General features: G+C 70.5%; 15 protein-coding genes and 1 riboswitch. Of the genes, 7 read left to right on the top strand and 8 right to left on the bottom strand.

Going from position 1 to position 17,392, the window contains the following annotated elements; translation table 11 throughout:
• Positions 1 to 21: 21 nt before the first annotated feature.
• Complete coding sequence (locus tag AC1DXJ_RS01995) at positions 22 to 879, top strand: aldo/keto reductase (protein ID WP_477612964.1); 858 nt, start codon at positions 22 to 24, stop codon at positions 877 to 879.
• A gap of 42 nt (positions 880 to 921) precedes the next feature.
• Here the strand turns inward: AC1DXJ_RS01995 and AC1DXJ_RS02000 are convergent, their stop codons facing one another.
• On the bottom strand, positions 922 to 1,542 hold the full coding sequence (locus AC1DXJ_RS02000; protein WP_477612965.1) for an L-threonylcarbamoyladenylate synthase: 621 nt from the start codon (positions 1,540 to 1,542) through the stop codon (positions 922 to 924).
• Between the two features lie 94 nt (positions 1,543 to 1,636).
• On the opposite strand from AC1DXJ_RS02000, the gene tdh reads away from it, so the two are divergent.
• From tdh to AC1DXJ_RS02015, 3 genes are read left to right on the top strand one after another with little or no spacing between them, the layout of a single operon-like run.
• A complete protein-coding gene (tdh, locus tag AC1DXJ_RS02005; protein ID WP_477612966.1) occupies positions 1,637 to 2,674 on the top strand; it encodes an L-threonine 3-dehydrogenase in 1,038 nt (345 codons plus the stop codon).
• 4 nt (positions 2,675 to 2,678) lie between these two features.
• On the top strand, positions 2,679 to 3,887 hold the full coding sequence (locus AC1DXJ_RS02010) for a glycine C-acetyltransferase (protein ID WP_477636245.1): 1,209 nt from the start codon (positions 2,679 to 2,681) through the stop codon (positions 3,885 to 3,887).
• A 9-nt stretch (positions 3,888 to 3,896) separates the two neighbouring features.
• The gene (locus tag AC1DXJ_RS02015) at positions 3,897 to 4,466 is read left to right on the top strand and encodes a dihydrofolate reductase family protein (RefSeq protein ID WP_477636246.1); all 570 of its coding nucleotides are present in this window, start codon (positions 3,897 to 3,899) and stop codon (positions 4,464 to 4,466) included.
• Here the strand turns inward: AC1DXJ_RS02015 and AC1DXJ_RS02020 are convergent.
• Genes AC1DXJ_RS02020 through AC1DXJ_RS02030 form a run of 3 tightly spaced genes read right to left on the bottom strand, consistent with a single transcriptional unit; the run spans position 4,463 to position 6,294 of the window.
• Complete coding sequence (locus AC1DXJ_RS02020) at positions 4,463 to 4,909, bottom strand: OsmC family protein (protein ID WP_477612969.1); 447 nt, start codon at positions 4,907 to 4,909, stop codon at positions 4,463 to 4,465. The genes AC1DXJ_RS02015 and AC1DXJ_RS02020 overlap by 4 nt on opposite strands.
• Positions 4,910 to 5,449 (bottom strand): DUF1697 domain-containing protein, encoded by a 540-nt coding sequence (locus AC1DXJ_RS02025; RefSeq protein ID WP_477612970.1) that lies wholly within the window; start codon positions 5,447 to 5,449, stop codon positions 4,910 to 4,912.
• Positions 5,449 to 6,294, bottom strand: a complete 846-nt coding sequence (locus AC1DXJ_RS02030) for a PhzF family phenazine biosynthesis protein (protein WP_477623747.1) — start codon at positions 6,292 to 6,294, stop codon at positions 5,449 to 5,451. The genes AC1DXJ_RS02025 and AC1DXJ_RS02030 overlap by 1 nt, the downstream gene beginning before the upstream one ends.
• Positions 6,295 to 6,319: 25 nt before the next feature.
• Here AC1DXJ_RS02030 and AC1DXJ_RS02035 point away from each other — a divergent pair, with 25 nt between their 5' ends.
• Positions 6,320 to 6,940: a histidine phosphatase family protein gene (locus AC1DXJ_RS02035; protein ID WP_477636247.1), complete on the top strand. Its 621-nt coding sequence runs from the start codon at positions 6,320 to 6,322 to the stop codon at positions 6,938 to 6,940.
• A gap of 69 nt (positions 6,941 to 7,009) precedes the next feature.
• Here the strand turns inward: AC1DXJ_RS02035 and AC1DXJ_RS02040 are convergent, their stop codons facing one another.
• The 3 genes from AC1DXJ_RS02040 to AC1DXJ_RS02050 form a co-directional block, all read right to left on the bottom strand.
• On the bottom strand, positions 7,010 to 7,645 hold the full coding sequence (locus tag AC1DXJ_RS02040; protein ID WP_477636248.1) for an RES family NAD+ phosphorylase: 636 nt from the start codon (positions 7,643 to 7,645) through the stop codon (positions 7,010 to 7,012).
• Positions 7,642 to 8,187, bottom strand: coding sequence for a hypothetical protein (locus AC1DXJ_RS02045; RefSeq protein ID WP_477636249.1), 546 nt, complete (start codon positions 8,185 to 8,187; stop codon positions 7,642 to 7,644). Before AC1DXJ_RS02045 ends, AC1DXJ_RS02040 begins: the two co-directional genes overlap by 4 nt.
• 178 nt (positions 8,188 to 8,365) lie before the next feature.
• On the bottom strand, positions 8,366 to 9,847 hold the full coding sequence (locus tag AC1DXJ_RS02050; RefSeq protein WP_477612975.1) for a glutamate-cysteine ligase family protein: 1,482 nt from the start codon (positions 9,845 to 9,847) through the stop codon (positions 8,366 to 8,368).
• A gap of 173 nt (positions 9,848 to 10,020) precedes the next feature.
• Between AC1DXJ_RS02050 and AC1DXJ_RS02055 the strand changes: the two genes are divergently transcribed.
• Positions 10,021 to 11,205 (top strand): exonuclease SbcCD subunit D, encoded by a 1,185-nt coding sequence (locus tag AC1DXJ_RS02055; RefSeq protein WP_477636250.1) that lies wholly within the window; start codon positions 10,021 to 10,023, stop codon positions 11,203 to 11,205.
• Positions 11,202 to 14,279, top strand: coding sequence for an AAA family ATPase (locus AC1DXJ_RS02060; RefSeq protein WP_477636251.1), 3,078 nt, complete (start codon positions 11,202 to 11,204; stop codon positions 14,277 to 14,279). The genes AC1DXJ_RS02055 and AC1DXJ_RS02060 overlap by 4 nt, the downstream gene beginning before the upstream one ends.
• A 37-nt stretch (positions 14,280 to 14,316) precedes the next feature.
• On the opposite strand, the gene gcvP is transcribed toward AC1DXJ_RS02060, so the two are convergent.
• The gene (gcvP, locus tag AC1DXJ_RS02065; protein WP_477636252.1) at positions 14,317 to 17,199 is read right to left on the bottom strand and encodes an aminomethyl-transferring glycine dehydrogenase; all 2,883 of its coding nucleotides are present in this window, start codon (positions 17,197 to 17,199) and stop codon (positions 14,317 to 14,319) included.
• A 72-nt stretch (positions 17,200 to 17,271) separates the two neighbouring features.
• Positions 17,272 to 17,379: riboswitch (glycine riboswitch) on the bottom strand.
• Between the last annotated feature and the right edge of the window lie 13 nt (positions 17,380 to 17,392).

A 17,392-nucleotide genomic window follows, 5' to 3' on the forward strand; every position in this document is an offset into this window, starting at 1 on the left:
AGCCACCCCTACGGTGGTGCCATGGGCACTGACACACCGACCGCCGGCGACACCACCTACTCCCTCAACGACGGCACGTCGTTGCCGGCCATCGGCTTCGGCACCTATCCGCTCAAGGGCGCCGATGGCATCGACGCGATGGTCAGCGCCCTCGAAGCCGGTTACCGACTGCTCGACACGGCGGTCAACTACGGCAACGAGGAAGAAGTCGGCGAGGCCCTGCGTCGATCGGGAGTCCCCCGTGAGGACGTCGCCATCGCCACCAAGATCCCCGGCCGCTTCCACGCGAAGTCCCTGGCGCTGGAGTCGCTTCGGGACTCTGCGGACCGACTGGGTGTCGACCGGCTCGACGTGGCCCTCATCCACTGGCCGAACCCCAGCCAGGACCTGTATCCGCAGGCCTGGGAGGCGCTGGTCGACGCCCGACGCGAGGGCCTGGTCCGCACCGTCGGCGTCAGCAACTTCACGGCGCAGCACCTGCGCCGGATCATCGACGAGACCGGCGTGACGCCGGCGGTGAACCAGATCGAGCTGCACCCGTACTTCCCCCAGCAACAGATGCGCACCCTCCACGAGGAGCTGGGGATCCGCACCCAGGCGTGGAGCCCGATGGGCAAGCGGCAGGCGCCCTTCGACGCGCCGCCGGTGGCCGATGCGGCAGCTGCGCACGGGGTCGCCCCGGGTCAGGTGATCCTGCGCTGGCACGTCCAGCTGGGGTCGCTACCCCTGCCCAAGTCCGCCACGCCTGAACGACAGCGACAGAACCTCGACGTCTTCGGCTTCGAGCTCACGCAGGCCGAGATGGCTGCGATCACCGCCCTCGGCCGCGAGGACGGACGCCTGTTCGGCGGCGACCCGGACACCCACGAGGAGATGTAGGGGGCGAGCACCCCTCTCGCACTCCCCCGTTCGAACATCTGTCTACTCGAACGGCGTCGGGTCTCCCGCGCCCACGCGGGTCACCTCGGGGGTCCCGTCGGAGTAGTCGATCACCGTCGTCGGGTCGGTGCCACACTCCCCCGCGTCGATCACCGCGTCGACCTGGAGGTCGAGCTCCTCCTTGACCAGCCAGCCCTCGGTCATCGGCGCCGTCTCCTCGGGCAGGATCAGCGTGCTCGACAGCATCGGCTCCCCCAGCTCGGCCAGGAGCGCCTGAACGACGCGGTTGTCCGGGATCCTCACGCCGACCGTCTTCTTCTTGGGGTGCAGCAGCCTCCGTGGCACTTCCTTCGTGGCCGGGAGGATGAACGTGTAAGGCCCGGGGGTCGCGGCCTTGATGGCGCGGAACACCCGGTTGTCGATGTGCACCAGCTGCCCGAGCTGGGCGAAGTCGGCGCACACCAAGGTGAAGTGGTGCTTGTCGTCGAGGTGCCGGATCCGCACGATCCGCTCCTTGCCCTCCTGGTTGCCCAGGGCGCACCCGAGTGCGTAGCCCGAGTCCGTCGGGTAGGCCACCAGCCCTCCGTCCCGGATCAGCGCCACCGCCTGCCCGATCGCCCGTGGCTGCGGGTCAACGGGGTGGACGTCGAGATAGCGGGCCATGGGGTGACTGTATGCCGCGTGGTAGCGCCTGCGCGCACGCGGCGCAGCCACGCGGCATACCTCCCCTTTCCGCCAGCCGACTATGTTGTTCGGCGTGCGAGCACTCGTGAAGACCCATGCCGGCCCCGGACTCGAGCTCAAGGACGTGCCGGAACCACAGCCCGGACCCACGGACGTGAAGATCCGCGTCCAGCGGGCGGGTCTGTGCGGCACCGACCTGCACCTCGAGCAGTGGGACGACTGGGCGGCATCCACCGTCACAGCGCCGATGACCATCGGACACGAGTTCTACGGCGAGGTCGTCGAGGTCGGTGAGGACGTCGACTCGGTGAGGGTCGGGCAGCGTGCTTCCGGCGAGGGACACATCGTCTGCGGGACCTGTCGCAACTGTCGGGCTGGGCGGCGCCACATGTGCATCCACACCAAGGGAATCGGCGTGAACCGCGACGGGGCCTTCGCCGACTTCGTGGTGATCCCGGCCCCGAACGTGTGGGTCCAGCCCGATGACCTCGACCCCGACCTGGGTGCGGTGTTCGACCCCCTGGGCAACGCCACCCACACGGCGCTGTCGTTCCCCATGGCCGGGGAGGACGTCGTCATCACGGGCGCAGGACCGATCGGCGTGATGGCTGCCGCGCTGGCGCGCCACGTGGGAGCCCGACACGTCGTCGTCACCGACCTGAGCGACTACCGGCTGGACCTGGCCAAGAACGCCGGAGCCGACCTCGTCGTCAACGTCCGCACCTCCGACCTGGGCGAGGCCATGAGGTCGCTGGGCATGAAGGAGGGCTTCGACATCGGTCTCGAGATGTCCGGAGTGCCGAGTGCCGTCGAGGACATGCTGGCGCACATGAACCACGGCGGCCGCGTGGCGATGCTCGGCCTGCCCAAGGATCCCTTCCCCATCGACTGGGGCCGGGTCATCACCCACATGATCACCATCAAGGGGATCTACGGGCGCGAGATGTACGACACCTGGTACGCCATGAGCTCGATGCTCGGCAACTCACCGGTGCTGCGCGACCGGATCGCCTCGGTGATCACCCACCGCCTCCCTGCCGAACAGTGGCAGGACGCCTTCGCCGCGGCCCGTTCGGGTCAGTGCGGCAAGGTCATCATGGATTGGAGCTGACCGGATGTACGGCACCGTGAAGGACGAGCTGGCCACGACGTTGCGGGAGATCGCTGACGCCGGGCTGTACAAGCACGAGCGCGAGCTGAGCTCGCCGCAGTCCGCCCACATCACGACAGCCCGAGCAGACGGGCTGCGGTCGGCAGCGCTCAACTTCTGCGCGAACAACTACCTGGGCCTGGCCGACCACCCCGATGTTGAGGCTGCAGCCGCAAAAGCGTTGCAGGACTGGGGATTCGGCATGGCCAGCGTGCGGTTCATCTGCGGCACGCAGGAGCTGCACAAGCACCTGGAGCGGGCGATCTCGGACTTCCTCCAGATGGAGGACACCATCCTCTACTCGTCCTGCTTCGACGCCAACGGCGGAGTGTTCGAGGTGCTCTTCGGGGCGCAGGACGCGATCGTCTCCGACGAGCTGAACCACGCCTCGATCATCGACGGCATTCGCCTGTCCAAGGCCAAGCGGTTCCGCTACAAGAACGCCGACATGACCGACCTGCGCACGCAGCTCGAGGCCGCCGCCGAAGGGGGCGCGCGGCGCACCGTCATCGTCACCGACGGCGTCTTCTCCATGGACGGGTTCCTCGCCCCGCTCGACCAGATCTGCGACCTCGCCGACGAGTTCGGTGCCATGGTCCTGGTCGACGACAGCCACGCGGTCGGGTTCGTCGGCGACGGCGGTCGGGGCACCCCGGAGCGGTTCGGCGTGATGGACCGCGTCGACATCGTCACCGGGACGCTGGGCAAGGCCCTCGGAGGCGCCTCCGGCGGCTACGTCAGTGCGCACCAGGAGATCGTCGACCTGCTGCGCCAGCGTTCGCGGCCCTACCTCTTCTCCAACGCGGTGGCCCCGAGCGTTGCCGCGGGCTCGCTCAAGGCGCTGGAGATCGCGGCGGGCTCCCAGGAGGCGCGCGCCCGGCTGCGCTCCAACACCGAGCTGTTCCGCGCCCTGATGACCGAGGCAGGGTTCACCCTCCTGCCCGGCGAGCACCCGATCACGCCCGTGATGTTCCCGGGTGAGGACGGCGCCCGGCTGGCCGCGCAGGTTGCCGACGCCATGCTCGAGCAGGGCGTCTACGTGATCGCCTTCTCCTACCCCGTGGTCCCGCAGGGCAAGGCGCGCATCCGCGTGCAGCTGTCCGCCGGGCACTCGGAGGACGACGTGCGTGCGTGCGTGTCGGCCTTCACGGCGGCGCGCGACGGCCTCGCCTGAGCGTCGGCCATGGCCCGCCTGCGTTACACGGCCATCTCCTCGCTCGACGGATACGTCGTCGACGTCTCGGGCAGCTTCGACTGGGCCGCCCCGAGCGAGGAGGTGCACTCCTTCATCAACGAGCGTGAGCGGCCGGTCGGGACCTACCTCTACGGCCGTCGGATGTGGGACGTGATGAGGTACTGGGCAACCGCGGACCACGACGCCGACGACGCCTCGCCGGCCTCCGCCGACTACCGGCGGATCTGGCAGGCCGCAGACAAGGTCGTCCACTCACGGTCCCTCGCCGGGGTCGACACCCCGCGCACCGAGCTGGTCGCCGAGTTCGATGCAGAGGCGGTCCGGCACCGCAAGGCGACGGCTGCCGCGGACCTCAGCATCGGGCGGCCCACCCTGGCGGCCGAAGCCCTCAGGGCCGGTCTCGTCGACGAAGTCGCGCTGTACCTACATCCGGTCTCGGTCGGCGGTGGCACCCCGGCCCTGCCTCGACAGCACCGCGCGGAGCTGGTCCTGGCCGAGCAGCACACCTTCCGGGACGGCGTGGTCTTCCTGCGCTACGACGTCCCAGGACGTCCTTAGCCCTCTGCGACTCCGCTGTCGATCGGCGTGCCGATCACGACGGTGCGACTCACCGTGCACAACCGGTCGTGCGACATGGCAATCGCCTTGGGCAGCATGTCGCGCGCGCTGTCACCCGCCTCCCCCTCGGGAAAGGTCACCGAGAAGCGGACCTTGATGTCGCCCAGGTGGTTGCCGTTGTCGTCCCGGAGCTTGTCGCCCTCGGCCGTGACGGTGAAGCCCTCGGGCTCGGCCCGCTTGACGGTGATGAAGTCGACGTCCACGGCGCTGCACCCGGCAATGGCGGTGAGCAGCAGCTCGACGGGCGTGAAGTCGGCGTTGTCCCCTCCCCCGATGCGCATCGTGCCGCCGCGCACGTTGGTCACCTCGAAGACACCCTTGGAGACCCGTTCCATGCTCACCGAGCGATGTCCCAGTCCGGTGCCACCAGTCTCTTCGGCCATTCAGGTTCCCCATTTCTGCGCCAGGGCGCGGACGACGGTCAGGTTCCGGGCCGTGCCCGGGATCCCGAGGATCTTCTCGATGCGGGCGCCGGTCAGCTTCAACTCGTTGAACGGCACGGACAACTCCAGGAGGACATCCTTGCCGATGACGGTGGCGCGCTCTCCCTCGACCTCCCACGCCTGCAGCTCCGTGGTCGCGGCAGCGGTGGGCGCCGTAACGCAGAAGCTGACATACCGGCTGGCCTCGTGCGGCAGCTGATCGGGTATGCCGTCGACCGCCTGCACGAGCACCGGCAGCTCCGCGGCCTTCCTGGCGATCGCGACGATGTCGAAGCCCGCGGACTCACCGAGGAGCCGACCGACCTCGGCCTCGACCTTCGGGACGCTTCGCATCGGGGTCGTGACGAAGACGTTGCCGGTCTGGATGTAGGTCTCGACGTCGCCGAAACCGTTGTCGGACAGTACTTTCCGGGCGTCCGCCATTTTCAGCTGTCGCTTGCCGACGTTCACCGCCCGCAGGAACACGACGTAGCCGGGCATCAGAGCTCGACCTCTCCGGAGCCCACCGGACGCACCAGCCCGCCCACCCGGACCGTGCCGTTGTCATCCACGGTCAGCTCGAGGAGCGACGGCCGCCCGACCTGGGCGCCCTGGCTCACCGACCACCGACCCGATCGACCCTGACCCACGAACCACGCGCCGAGGTTGGAGCAGGCCGAGCCCGTGGCGGGATCCTCCGAGACGGCGTCGCCGTCGCTGATCAGGGCTCGCGCCTCGATCTGCCCCTCCCCCGCCGCCGACCACACGTAGACGAGGGTCTCGCCACCCTTGGCGCCCATCCCGGCATACCGGGCTAGCAGCTCGGGCCGGACTCGTGCCCGGCGCACGGCGTCGACCGAGGTGGCCTGGGCGATGACCTGGGACGTCCCGACACTCACCTGCTGCACCGGTCCGACGAGGTCAGCCGCCCCGAGTCCGATGGCCTGCGCAAGGTCCTCGATGGCGAGCTCGGCCTCGACCCGGCCGGTGTTCGCGGTCAGTGTCCAGCGGTCACCGTCGGCCTCCACCGGGATGACCCCTGCCGGCATGGACAGACCGAGCTGGTCGCCGAGTCCGTGGAGGTCTCGGGCAACGTGGGCGGTTCCAAGGGTCGGGTGTCCGGCGAACGGCATCTCGAACGTCGTCGTGAAGATGCGCACCCCTGCGTCAGCCCCATCCCGCGGTGGGACCAGGAAGGTCGTCTCGGACAGGTTGAACTGTCGGGCCAGGCCCTGCAGCTGGTCCTCCGACAGACCCGAGCCGTCCTCGAAGACGCACAGGGGGTTGCCCGAGAACGGGTCGGAGGCAAGGGCGAAGACGTTGAGCAACCGGTACCTCAGGCGCATGCGCCCACTCTGTCATGCTTGCTCCGTGACCTCTGCGCCAGCGCCACCGGCCGGCCGCCTCGTCCTCCTGCGGCACGGTGAGACCGAGTGGTCGAAGTCCGGGCGGCACACCGGCCGGACCGACATCCCGCTCACGTCGCACGGCGAGGAGCTGGCCAGGCAGTCGGGCCTCCTCGTCGCCGACTACGACTTCGTGCTGGCGCTCAGCTCCTCGTTGCAACGAGCGCGGCGCACCGCCGAGCTCGCCGGTCTGACGCCCGAGGTGGACGACGACCTGCTCGAATGGGACTACGGCGGCTACGAAGGGCTGACGACGGCCCAGATCCGCGAGCAGCTCGGCTACGACTGGACCGTGTTCCGCGACGGCGTGCCGACTGGGGACACCCCTGGCGAGACCGTGGAGGAGGTCGCCGCCCGCGCCTCACGCGTCGTCAAGCGCGCCATGGCCGCGATGGCGGAGGGCGACGTGGCCCTGGTCGGGCACGGCCACTGCCTGCGGGTGCTGGCCAGCGTCTTCCTGCGCCAGGAGCCGCGGCTCGGCGCTCAGCTCCTGCTCGACGCCGGTTCGGTCAGCGTGCTGCAGTTCGACCGCGAGCAGCCCGCCATCCGGGTCTGGAACCACGGCCCGGCCGTCGCCGGCCACTGACGACACGGACGGCACCCACCGCACAGACGGCAGCGACGGCCTTGACGACGGTTGACGACCGGCGCCGGGTCAGTCGCGCGTGGTGCGAGTCCGCGGTGGCCGCACGACGGTGAGGTCAGCACGTCGCGGAGTCGGCAACGACGTCGGCGCCCCGGGAACCTGTTGCGCCGGAAGGGGGTCGGGGTCGACCGGCCAGTCCGCCGCCCCGGCGGCGTCGAAGAGGGCAACGGCACTGGAGTCGCCGGGGGTGAAGCGCGGCCCGTACTTCACTCCCCCACTACCCGCCTCGTCCAAGGCGCGCGCCCAAGCCTGTGGCACGGCATACGGAACCATCGACTCCAGCTCGCGGGTGACGCCGAACGGCGCTGCTCGACCATCCTGCACATCGGCAACCTCGCGGGCCGCCGTGAGCCGCAACCGCGACACGACGGACGCCTCCAGCAGGCCCTCGGGCACCGCCTGTGAGCCACCCAGGACAGGGCCCAGGCGTTCGCGGAGGGCGCTGAGAGGGTCGAGGGCGACGTAGCACGTGCCGCGCGGTGGGGACAGGTCGAACCGCCCGCTGCCGTCGTTGCCGAACCACCACGGCCCCAGGTCCACGCCGTGGGCACGGAACAGGTCGGTGTCGGTGTCCACGCGGTGGGCCGGGAAGCCGGCCAAGGCCGCCGGGGGCGGTCCTTGCGCGGGGCGCTCGCGTGATGTCACGCGGCCCACTGGGACGCGTCGGCGACCGCGGCCGAAGCCACTCTGGACACGGCCGTCGGTGAGGACCGGTGCACGACGAGGTAGTCGACCGCGCTGTGCCCGTCGAAGACTGCTGACGGTGTCGTGAGCCACGCGCCGATCGACCAGCCGTCCGCTCCCCTGCGGCTGAAGGCACCCACCGCGTCCTGGATCCCGGGGCGGACGGCTCCGTTGCGCCCGAACTGCAGCGAGGGATAGAGGAGGTGACCGTCGACGGTGCGGCAGGCGAGCACCGTCCCCCGCCGGATCCTGTCGAACAGGGCCTGGCGCGAGATGCCCAGCCAAGCCACCAGCCCGGCGGTGTCGTAGAACGGGCCCAGGGGCTGGTCGAGCGGATGCACGGTGGGCAGGGCCGCGAGCATCCGGTCGGCCAGGTCCTCGACGTCCCCGAGGTCGAGGCGGCGTCCCTGGGCCGCGAGCTCGGCGGCCCGCAGCTCGATCCTGGTGCGCACCGCCTCAGTGAGCGCGTCCACCTCTGTCGTGGTGCGGGTGCGTGGTGCCATCCGGTGCCTCCCGGTGCGTCAAGGGCGTCAAGGTCTCAGACACCACCCTAGCGTCCCGGCACGACAGCCGAGGCCCTGGCCCCCGAGGCGCGGGTATGCCGCGAGGCTGGCCCCGCGGCATACCTCACCGATGGGCTCCGGACCCCTGCCGTGGGCAGGCCGATGGTCGGGCCGATGGTCAGGGCAACGGCCAGGTGTGCACCGGCTCGTTGCTGTGCATGTGCTTGGCGTAGAGGCGCAGCATCTCGGCCAGGGCCGTCTGGCGGTCCATTCCCGCTCGCTCGAAGCGCTCGACGGCATCGGTCTGCCAGGTGGCGCCGTTGGTGCTCGTCTTGCAGCGGCCCTCGATGACCGAGAGGTAGCGGTCGCGCACCGCCTCGGAGACGCCCCAGTCCGCGAGCCCCTCGTGCGCCATCGGCAACAGGTGGCGCAGCACCAGCTCCTCGGCGCGCACCTCTCCGAAACCCGGCCAGTAGAGCCGTGACTCGATGCCGTCGCGAGCCGCGTTGTGGAAGTTCTGCTCCGCGGCGGCGAAGCTCATCTTGCTCCAGATCGGCCGGTCGTCGGAGGCGAGCTTGCGGATGACGCCGTAGTAGAAGGCGGCGTTGGCCAGGACGTCGACCAGCGTGGGGCCGGCCGGCAGGACGCGGTTCTCGACACGGAGGTGCGGGGTGCCGTTGACGACGTCGTAGATCGGCCGGTTCCAGCGGTAGACGGTGCCGTTGTGCAGCCGCAGCTCGGCCAGGTTGGGCGCCTCGCCGGCCGCGAGCTTGGCCACCGGGTCCTCGTCGCTGACCTCCGCCAGGAGGGCCGGGAAGTAGCGGACGTTCTCCTCGAAGAGGTCGAAGATCGAGGTGATCCACCGCTCGCCGAAGAAGACCCGGGGACGGACTGCCTGGTTCTTCAGCTCGATGCTGCGCGTGTCGGTGGCCTGGCTGAACAGCTCGATGCGAGTCTCGGCGTGCAGCCGCTTGCCGAAGAAGTAGGGCGAGTTGGCGGCCAGCGCGATCTGGGGCGCGACGAGGGCCTGGGCGGCGTTCCAGTGTCCGGCGAAGTCCTGCGGCGCGACCTGCAGGTGCAGCTGCACGCTCGTGCAGGCCGACTCGGGGGCGATCGAGTCGCAGTAGGTGGCTATCCGCTCCCCCGTCGGGCCCTCGATGTCGAGGTAGATGTCCTCGCCGCGGGCGTAGAAGATCGAGTCGTTGAGCGCGGTGTAGCGGTTGTTGGCGCTGATCCAGTCACCCTCGAAGTGCTCGGGCATGATCGTTGGCAGGATCCCGACGGCGACGATGTGGGCACCACGCTTCTCCGCCGCGGCGCTGGCCGCGTTGAGCGAGGCCCGCATCTCGTCCTCGAGCTCGATGGCCGAGTCGCCCGGCAGCGGACGTGGCGGGACGTTGAGCTCGATGTTGTACTGCGCGAGCTCGGTCTGGTATCCGGGATCGGCGATCGCCTCGAGCACCTCAGCGTTGGCGAACTTCGGCTGGTATGCGTCGTCGACGAGGTTGAGCTCTATCTCCATCCCGGTCATCGGCCGGTCGAACTCGAACTGGCTGGTCGCCAGCATCCGTTCGAAGACGTCGAGGTTCTGGCGCACCTTCTCGCGATAACGCTGGCGCTGCTCGCGCGTGTAGCTCTGCGCGTTGACCTCTTCGCCCACGGCACCTCCTGGGTGTGGCAGCTGGGATGTCCTCCCCGAGCGGGGAGGACCCAACGCCCTGATGACCTGACGCTGTCAGACCTAACTCGGTGATGAGCTAACTCTGTGATGACCTAACCACGTGCAGGGCGCGCCTGCCAACGGCTGTCGGTGCGCACTCCTAGCCTGCAGGTGTGCGGTTCCTCCACACCTCCGACTGGCACCTGGGGCGTTCGTTCCACCAGGTGGGGCTGCTCGGCGCCCAGGCCAGCTTCGTCGACCACCTGGTGGAGACGGTCCGCGCCGAGGGGATCGACGCAGTGCTGGTGTCCGGCGACGTCTACGACCGCGCCCTGCCCTCGCCCGACACCGTGGACCTGCTCTCGCAGGCGGTCACCCGGTTGATCGACGCCGGGTCCGCGGTGGTCCTGTCCAGCGGCAACCACGACTCGGCCATCCGGTTGGGGTTCGCCAGCGACCTGCTGGCGCGCTCCGGGCTGCACATCCGCACCGCGGCGCAGTCGATCGGCGTGCCCGTCGTCGTCGGCGACGTCGCTGTCTACCCCGTGCCCTACCTCGAGCCCGCCGTGGCGGCAGAGCCGTTGGGCGCCGGTGAGCGATCGCACGCAGGCGTGCTGCGGGCCGCGATGGCCAGGGTGGAGGCCGACCGGGCCCTGCGGGGCGGGCGCTCGGTAGTCATGGCGCACGCGTTCGTGACCGGCGGGGCGACCAGTGACTCCGAACGTGACATCTCCGTGGGTGGTGTGTCCGCGGTGCACCCGAGGACCTTTGCCGGCACCGACTACGTCGCCCTCGGCCACCTGCACGGGCGACAGCAGGTCGGCGACAGGGTGCGCTACAGCGGGTCCCCCGTGGCGCTGTCCTTCAGCGAGGCCACCCAGACCAAGGGTTACTGGTTGGTCGACGTCGGCGAGTCGGGAGTCCAGGTCGAGGCGGTGGACGCGCCCGTCGAACGTTCGCTGGCCGTCCTGCGCGGTGACATCGACAGCCTGCTCACCGATCCAGCGCACACGGCCGCCGAGCGCGCCTGGTGCCAGGTCACCCTGACCGACCCGGTTCGTCCGTTGGGTGCGATGGAGCAGCTCCGGCGACGGTTTCCCCACACGCTCGTCCTGCAGTTCGATCCGCAGGGCGCTCCCGTGTCGGTGCGCAGCTATGCCCAGCGGACCATGGCCGAGTCCGACCTCGACGTCTGCTGCTCCTTCCTGACCCACGTCCGCGGCGGCCACGGCCCCACCCAGGACGAGCAGGCCGTGCTCGCGTCGGCTGTCGAGGCGGTCCGCGTCGGTCGTGCCGGTCACAAGGACGAGGGGCAGCTGCCGCTGCGCTTGCCATCAGCGCGAGAGGGGGCGGCGTGAGGCTGCATCGCCTCGAGGTCACGGCCTTCGGGCCGTTCGCCGGCACGGTGGAGGTGGATCTCGACGCCGTCTCCGCGGGGGGCTTGTTCCTCATCCGGGGCGCCACCGGCGCTGGGAAGACCAGCCTGCTGGACGCGGTCGCGTTCGCGCTCTATGCCGACGTCCCCGGGGCGCGCTCCAAGAAGCAGCTGCACAGCGACCACGCCGAACGCGGCACGGTTCCCTCGGTCACCCTGGAGTTCACCGCCACCGGGCGGCGCCTCAAGATCGAGCGCTCACCCGAGTTCCACCGGCCCAAGTCGCGTGGCCGTGGCGAGACCAAGGTCCAGGCCAAGGCCGTTCTCTGGGAGCGCCGCGGCGGTCAGTGGGTGGCCCTCAGCACCCGGCACGACGAAATCGCCGACGTCGTCAAGGACGTGCTCGGCATGGGGCTCGAGCAGTTCAGCAAGGTCGTCCTGCTGCCGCAGGGCGACTTTGCCGCGTTCCTGCGTGCCACGCCTGAGGAGCGCCGCGAGCTGCTCCAGCGGCTGTTCGACGTGTCGGCCTTCGCCGGCATCGAGGAGTGGTTCGCCGCGCAGCGCAAGGAGTCCGCCACGCTCGTCGCCGAGCACCGCTCCGCGCTGAACTCGGATCTCGCCGTGCTGGCCGACGTGCTCGCCGATGCTCCGGCGGTCGATGGCGGCTCGCGCAACTGGTCCGACCTGCCGCTCACCGAGCTCCCGTCGGCGCTCGAGGCAGCCAGGAAGTCCCTCGATGCCGGGTCGACGGCGCGGCTGGCGGCCGTCGACGCCACCCGGCTCTCCGACGCGGCCGCGACGACTGCACACGCCACCGCCAGCGAGACGGCGGCGCGGCGGCGGCGCGGGTTGGCCGCGCGGTCCGCCTTGGCGGCACTCGAGGCCGAGCACGACGCCCACGACGCGAGAATCGCCCGCCTCGAGCTCGGCGAGCGAGCGGCTTCCGTCGAGGGTGATCTCAAGGCACTGGGGCGGGTCACGACGGCCCTGCAGTCGGCACGGGACCTCGCGACCTCCACGGAGCCGGGTGTTGCGCGCTGGGCACTGACAGGACGCGCGCAGACAGCCGTCGACCTCCTCGTCGACCGTCTCGACGCCGCTCGCGACGCCCTCGCCACCGCAGCGCGGGTACACACCTCGCTGAAGGCGCGCGAGGCAACCCGCGAGCGGCTCGCGAAGACGCTGTGGTCAGCCGAGCAGGGAGTCGAGCGGTCCACCACGGCGCTGTCAGCCCACCAGGAGCGGGCAGCTCAGGCGACCGAGGCGCTGGAGACGGCCCAGCAGAGCGCGGCCAAGGTCGAGGCAGCCACGGCGCGGGTGGCCCACGGGTCCACCCTCCTCAAAGCCCGTACGGCGCTAGATGCGACGATCCACCAGCAGGTCGAAGCCGAATCTGCGATCGGCATCCAGCGAACCCTCACCCAGGACCTGCGCGACGTCTACCAGGACCGCCGCCAGGCCAGGCTCGACGCGATGGCGGGCGAGCTGGCCAGCCGGCTCGAGCAGGCCCAGCCGTGCCCGGTCTGTGGATCGCCCGACCACCCGTCTCCAGCGCCCTCGGGCGACCTCGTCAGCGCCGAGGACGTCGCGGCGGCAGAGGACGCCTGGCAGTCATCAGCAGCGCGGCTCGGCGCCGCGGAGCGCATGGCCGCCGGCCTCGCGGCCACCGCCGCCCAGCTGCGCGAGCAGCTCGGCGACGAGGATCGTGACCAGGATGCCCTGGCCGCTGCCCTCGTCGACGCCAGGCAGGTCCTCGCCGAGCTGACCAGCTCGGCCGCGACGCTTGACCACGCGAGGGCGACCGTGGAGTCGGTCAATGCGGCCGTCGAGACCTTGACGGCTCAGCTGGCCGGCCTGCGGGCAGAAGCGGCCGCGGCCGCCTCTCGCATCGACGCGCTCGACACCGAGCTGGCGACGGAGCACTTGGCGCTGGTGAGCGCCGTGGCGGCCCACAGCGACTCGTGCCCGTGCGCCGAGCCGGGTCCGGCAGACCAGGACCTCATCGCGACCCTGGCTGACCCGGACCGGTTGGAGGCGACCACCACGCACCACGAGGCTGCGGTCGAAGCCGCAACGGCCCACGCAGCCAGCCTTCGCGAACTGTCCCGAGCGACTCGCGACCACGAGGATGTCGTTGAAGTGACGGGCGATTCGTTCCGCGCCGCGGGATTCTCCGATGCCGCCCAGGCACGAGTCGGACTGCTCCCGGCCGCCGAGGTGGCGCGTTTGCGAGTGGCGGTGGCGGCGCACGTCGAGGCCGCCCTGGTGGCGCGCACCACGCTCGACGAGCCGGGCGTCCTGAGCGCGCTGGAGGCGCCGGTTCCCGATGTGGCCTCGCTGGCAGCAGCACGCGACGCGGCACACACGGCCTACACCGCTGCGGTGGCGGCTGACACGTTGGTGCGGCGCACGCTGGCCGGTCTGGACCGCGTCCGCGGCAGCCTCACACGTCGCTGTGCCCAGATCACGGAGGCCGAGTCACGGCACCACGTGCTTCGGGAGCTCGCCGACACCGTGGCAGGCACCAGCCCCAACAACGCTCTCCGGATGCGGTTGTCGGCGTTCGTGCTGGCCGCCCGGCTGGAAAAGGTCGCCACCCTCGCCAACGAGCGGTTGTCCGGCATGGGAGAGGGCCGCTACCAGCTGCGGCACACGGACCACCTGGCGGCCCGTGGCGCACGCAGCGGCCTCGGGCTCGAGGTGCTCGACCTGTGGACCGGGCAGGCGCGCGACACCTCGTCGCTGTCGGGCGGTGAGTCGTTCATGGCGTCGTTGGCGCTGGCGCTGGGACTGGCCGACGCCGTCCGCGAGGAGTCCGGCGGGTTCGACCTGCAGACCCTCTTCGTCGACGAGGGTTTCGGCACCCTCGACGACGAGAGCCTCGAGCAGGTCATGTCGGTGCTCGACGACCTTCGCGAGGGCGGCCGTGCCGTGGGGGTCGTGAGCCATGTCGCCGAGCTGCGCACCCGCATTCCCAGCCAGATCGTGGTGCGCAAGACCGAGCGCGGCTCGTCGGTGCAGGTGACCACCACCGACGAGGCCGCGCCCGCGGCCTAGCGAGCCAGGCTCAGGTCGCTCGGCTCTCGAATGCCTCTCAGCTCTCGAACGCCTCGGGCGGAGGGCAGCTGCAGACCAGGTTGCGGTCCCCGTAGGCACCGTCGATCCGAGCCACCGGAGGCCAGTACTTGTCGGCTGCCTCCACGCCTACCGGGAACGCTGCGGCGGAGCGCTCATACGGGTACTCCCACTTGCCAGCCAGGGCCTTGGCGGTGTGCGGAGCGTTGCGCAGCATGCTGTCGACGACGGCCACCTCACCGGACTCGACCTCGGCGATCTCGTGACGGATCGCGATCATCGCGTCACAGAAGCGGTCGATCTCGTAGCGGTCCTCGCTCTCGGTCGGCTCGACCATCAGGGTCCCTGCCACGGGGAAGGACATCGTCGGTGCGTGGAAGCCGTAGTCGATGAGCCGCTTGGCCACATCGTCCACGCTGACCCCGCTGCGCTTGGTGAGGTCGCGCAGGTCGAGGATGCACTCGTGGGCGACGACGCCGTCGTGGCCGGAGTAGAGCACCGGGTAGTGCTCGCGAAGCCGGGCGGCAATGTAGTTGGCGTTGAGCACGGCCACCTGCGTGGCGCGGGTCAGACCCGCACCGCCCATGAGGCGCACGTAGGCCCACGAGATGGGCAGGATGCTCGCCGAGCCGTAGGGCGCGGCAGAGATCGGGCCGACCCCCGTCTCCGGTCCGGCCTCGGCCGCCAGCGGGTGGTTGGGCAGGTGCGGCGCCAGGTGGGCGCGGACCGCCACCGGACCGACGCCCGGGCCGCCACCACCGTGGGGGATGCAGAACGTCTTGTGCAGGTTCAGGTGCGAGACGTCGGCGCCGAACTTGCCGGGTCGGGCCAGCCCCACCAGCGCGTTGAGGTTCGCCCCGTCGACGTAGACCTGACCACCCGCGTCGTGCACGAGAGCGCACAAGTCCGTGATGGTGTCCTCGAAGACGCCGTGCGTCGACGGGTAGGTCACCATGATGGCCGCGAGGTCATCGCGGTGCTGGTCGACCTTGGTCCGCAGGTCGTCCATGTCGATGTCACCGCCGGCGGCAGTCTTGACGACCACGACCTTCATGCCTGCCATCACCGCACTGGCGGCGTTGGTGCCATGGGCGCTGGCGGGGATCAGGCAGATGTCGCGCTGCGACTGACCGTTCGCCTCGTGGTAGGCGTGGATGGCCAGGAGCCCCGCGAACTCGCCCTGCGAACCCGCGTTGGGCTGCAGCGACACCGCGTCGTAGCCGGTGATCTCGCAGAGCCAGTCGGACAGCTCGGCGATCAGGTCGCGGATCCCCTCGGTCTGGTGAGCCGGTGCGAACGGGTGGAGGTGCGCGAACTCGGGCCACGTCACGGCGACCATCTCGGTGGTCGCGTTGAGCTTCATCGTGCACGAGCCCAGCGGGATCATGCCGCGGTCCAGCGCGAAGTCACGATCGGACAGTCGGCGCAGGTAGCGCAGCATGGAGGTCTCGCTGTGGTGGCTGCTGAAGACCGGGTGTGTGAGGTAGTCACTCGTCCGGACCAGGTGATCGGGCCACGAGAGCTCGGCGATGGTGACCTCGTTCGGTCCGGGAACGCCGAACGCGCTCCAGACGGCCTCGAGGTCGCGCAGGTCGGTGGTCTCGTCCATGCTGACCGACACGTGGTCGTCGTCGACGCGCCAGACGTTGACCCCACGCTGGGCCGCTTCGCTGAGCACCTCGTCGGCTCGGCCGGGCACCGACACGGTGATCGTGTCGAAGAAGTTCGCGGTCACCACGTCGATGCCCGCAGTCGCCAGCCCGGCGGCCAGGGTCTCGGCGTGGCCGTGGACTCGCCGTGCGATCGCGGCGAGACCTGCGGGCCCGTGGTACACGGCATACATCGAGGCCATCACGGCCAGGAGTACCTGGGCGGTGCAGATGTTGGAGGTCGCCTTCTCGCGGCGAATGTGCTGCTCGCGCGTCTGGAGGGCCAGCCGGTATGCCGGTGCCCCCTCGGTGTCGACGCTCACGCCGACGAGGCGGCCGGGCAGGGACCGCTCCAGGCCCGCTCGCACGCTCATGTAGCCCGCGTGGGGACCGCCGAAGCCCATGGGCACTCCGAAACGCTGGCTGGTGCCGACGGCGACGTCGGCGCCCCACTCCCCCGGCGCCGTGGCCAGGGTGAGCGCGAGCAGGTCCGCAGCGGCGGTCACGAGCGCACCGGCGTCGTGGGCGGCGGAGGCCAGCGCGCGCCAGTCGCGCAGCTCGCCGTCGGCCCCGGGGTACTGCACGAGGACGCCGAAGACGGCGCGGTCGCCGGCTGCCGCGCGCAGCGCGTCGGCGCTGTCCACCGCGTCGAGGTCGGCCACGACGACGTGGAGGCCGAGCGGCTTCGCCCGGGTCTGCATCACCGCGAGCGTCTGGGGGAAGACGTGCCGGTCGACGACGAGAACGGCATCGGCGGCGACCTTGCTGGAGCGACGCATCAGCGTCATGGCCTCGGCCGCCGCGGTCCCCTCGTCGAGCAGCGATGCCCCGGACGTGGTCAGGCCGGTGAGGTCGCTGACGACCGTCTGGAAGTTCAGCAACGCCTCGAGCCTGCCCTGGGAGATCTCGGGCTGGTACGGCGTGTAGGCGGTGTACCAGGCGGGGTTCTCCAGGACGTTGCGCTGGATGACGGCCGGGGTGATCGTCCCGTAGTAGCCGAGCCCGATCATCGAGGTCATCACCTGGTTGCGCCGAGCCAGGGCGCGGAGCTCATCGACGACGGCCGCCTCGGACGCCGCTGGCTCCACGCGGAGCGGGCCATCGGTGCGGATCGCGCCAGGCAGGGCGTGGTCGACCAGGGCATCGAGGGAACTGTGCCGGACAGCCGCGAGCATGGCGTCGACATCGGCATCGGACGGGCCGATGTGGCGCCCGGCGAACTCGGGCAGGTCGGTGGTGAACTGGGCGGACATGAGGCTCCTGAAGCTCGGGGTGCTCGGATCGCCTCCCCTTCTGTCACGGCGCGGACGCCGCTCCAGAGGTGCCTGTCCCACGCGGTCCTGGCGCCTGAGAGGTTCCGGGGAGTTTGCCCCTTCGGCGCCCCGCCGTGCGACCCGTGAGGGTGCACGCGGGGACTCTCCCGCGCGGGATGTTCAGCGCAGCCAA

The sequence above is a fragment of the Pedococcus sp. P2_D9 genome (genome assembly GCF_056404275.1).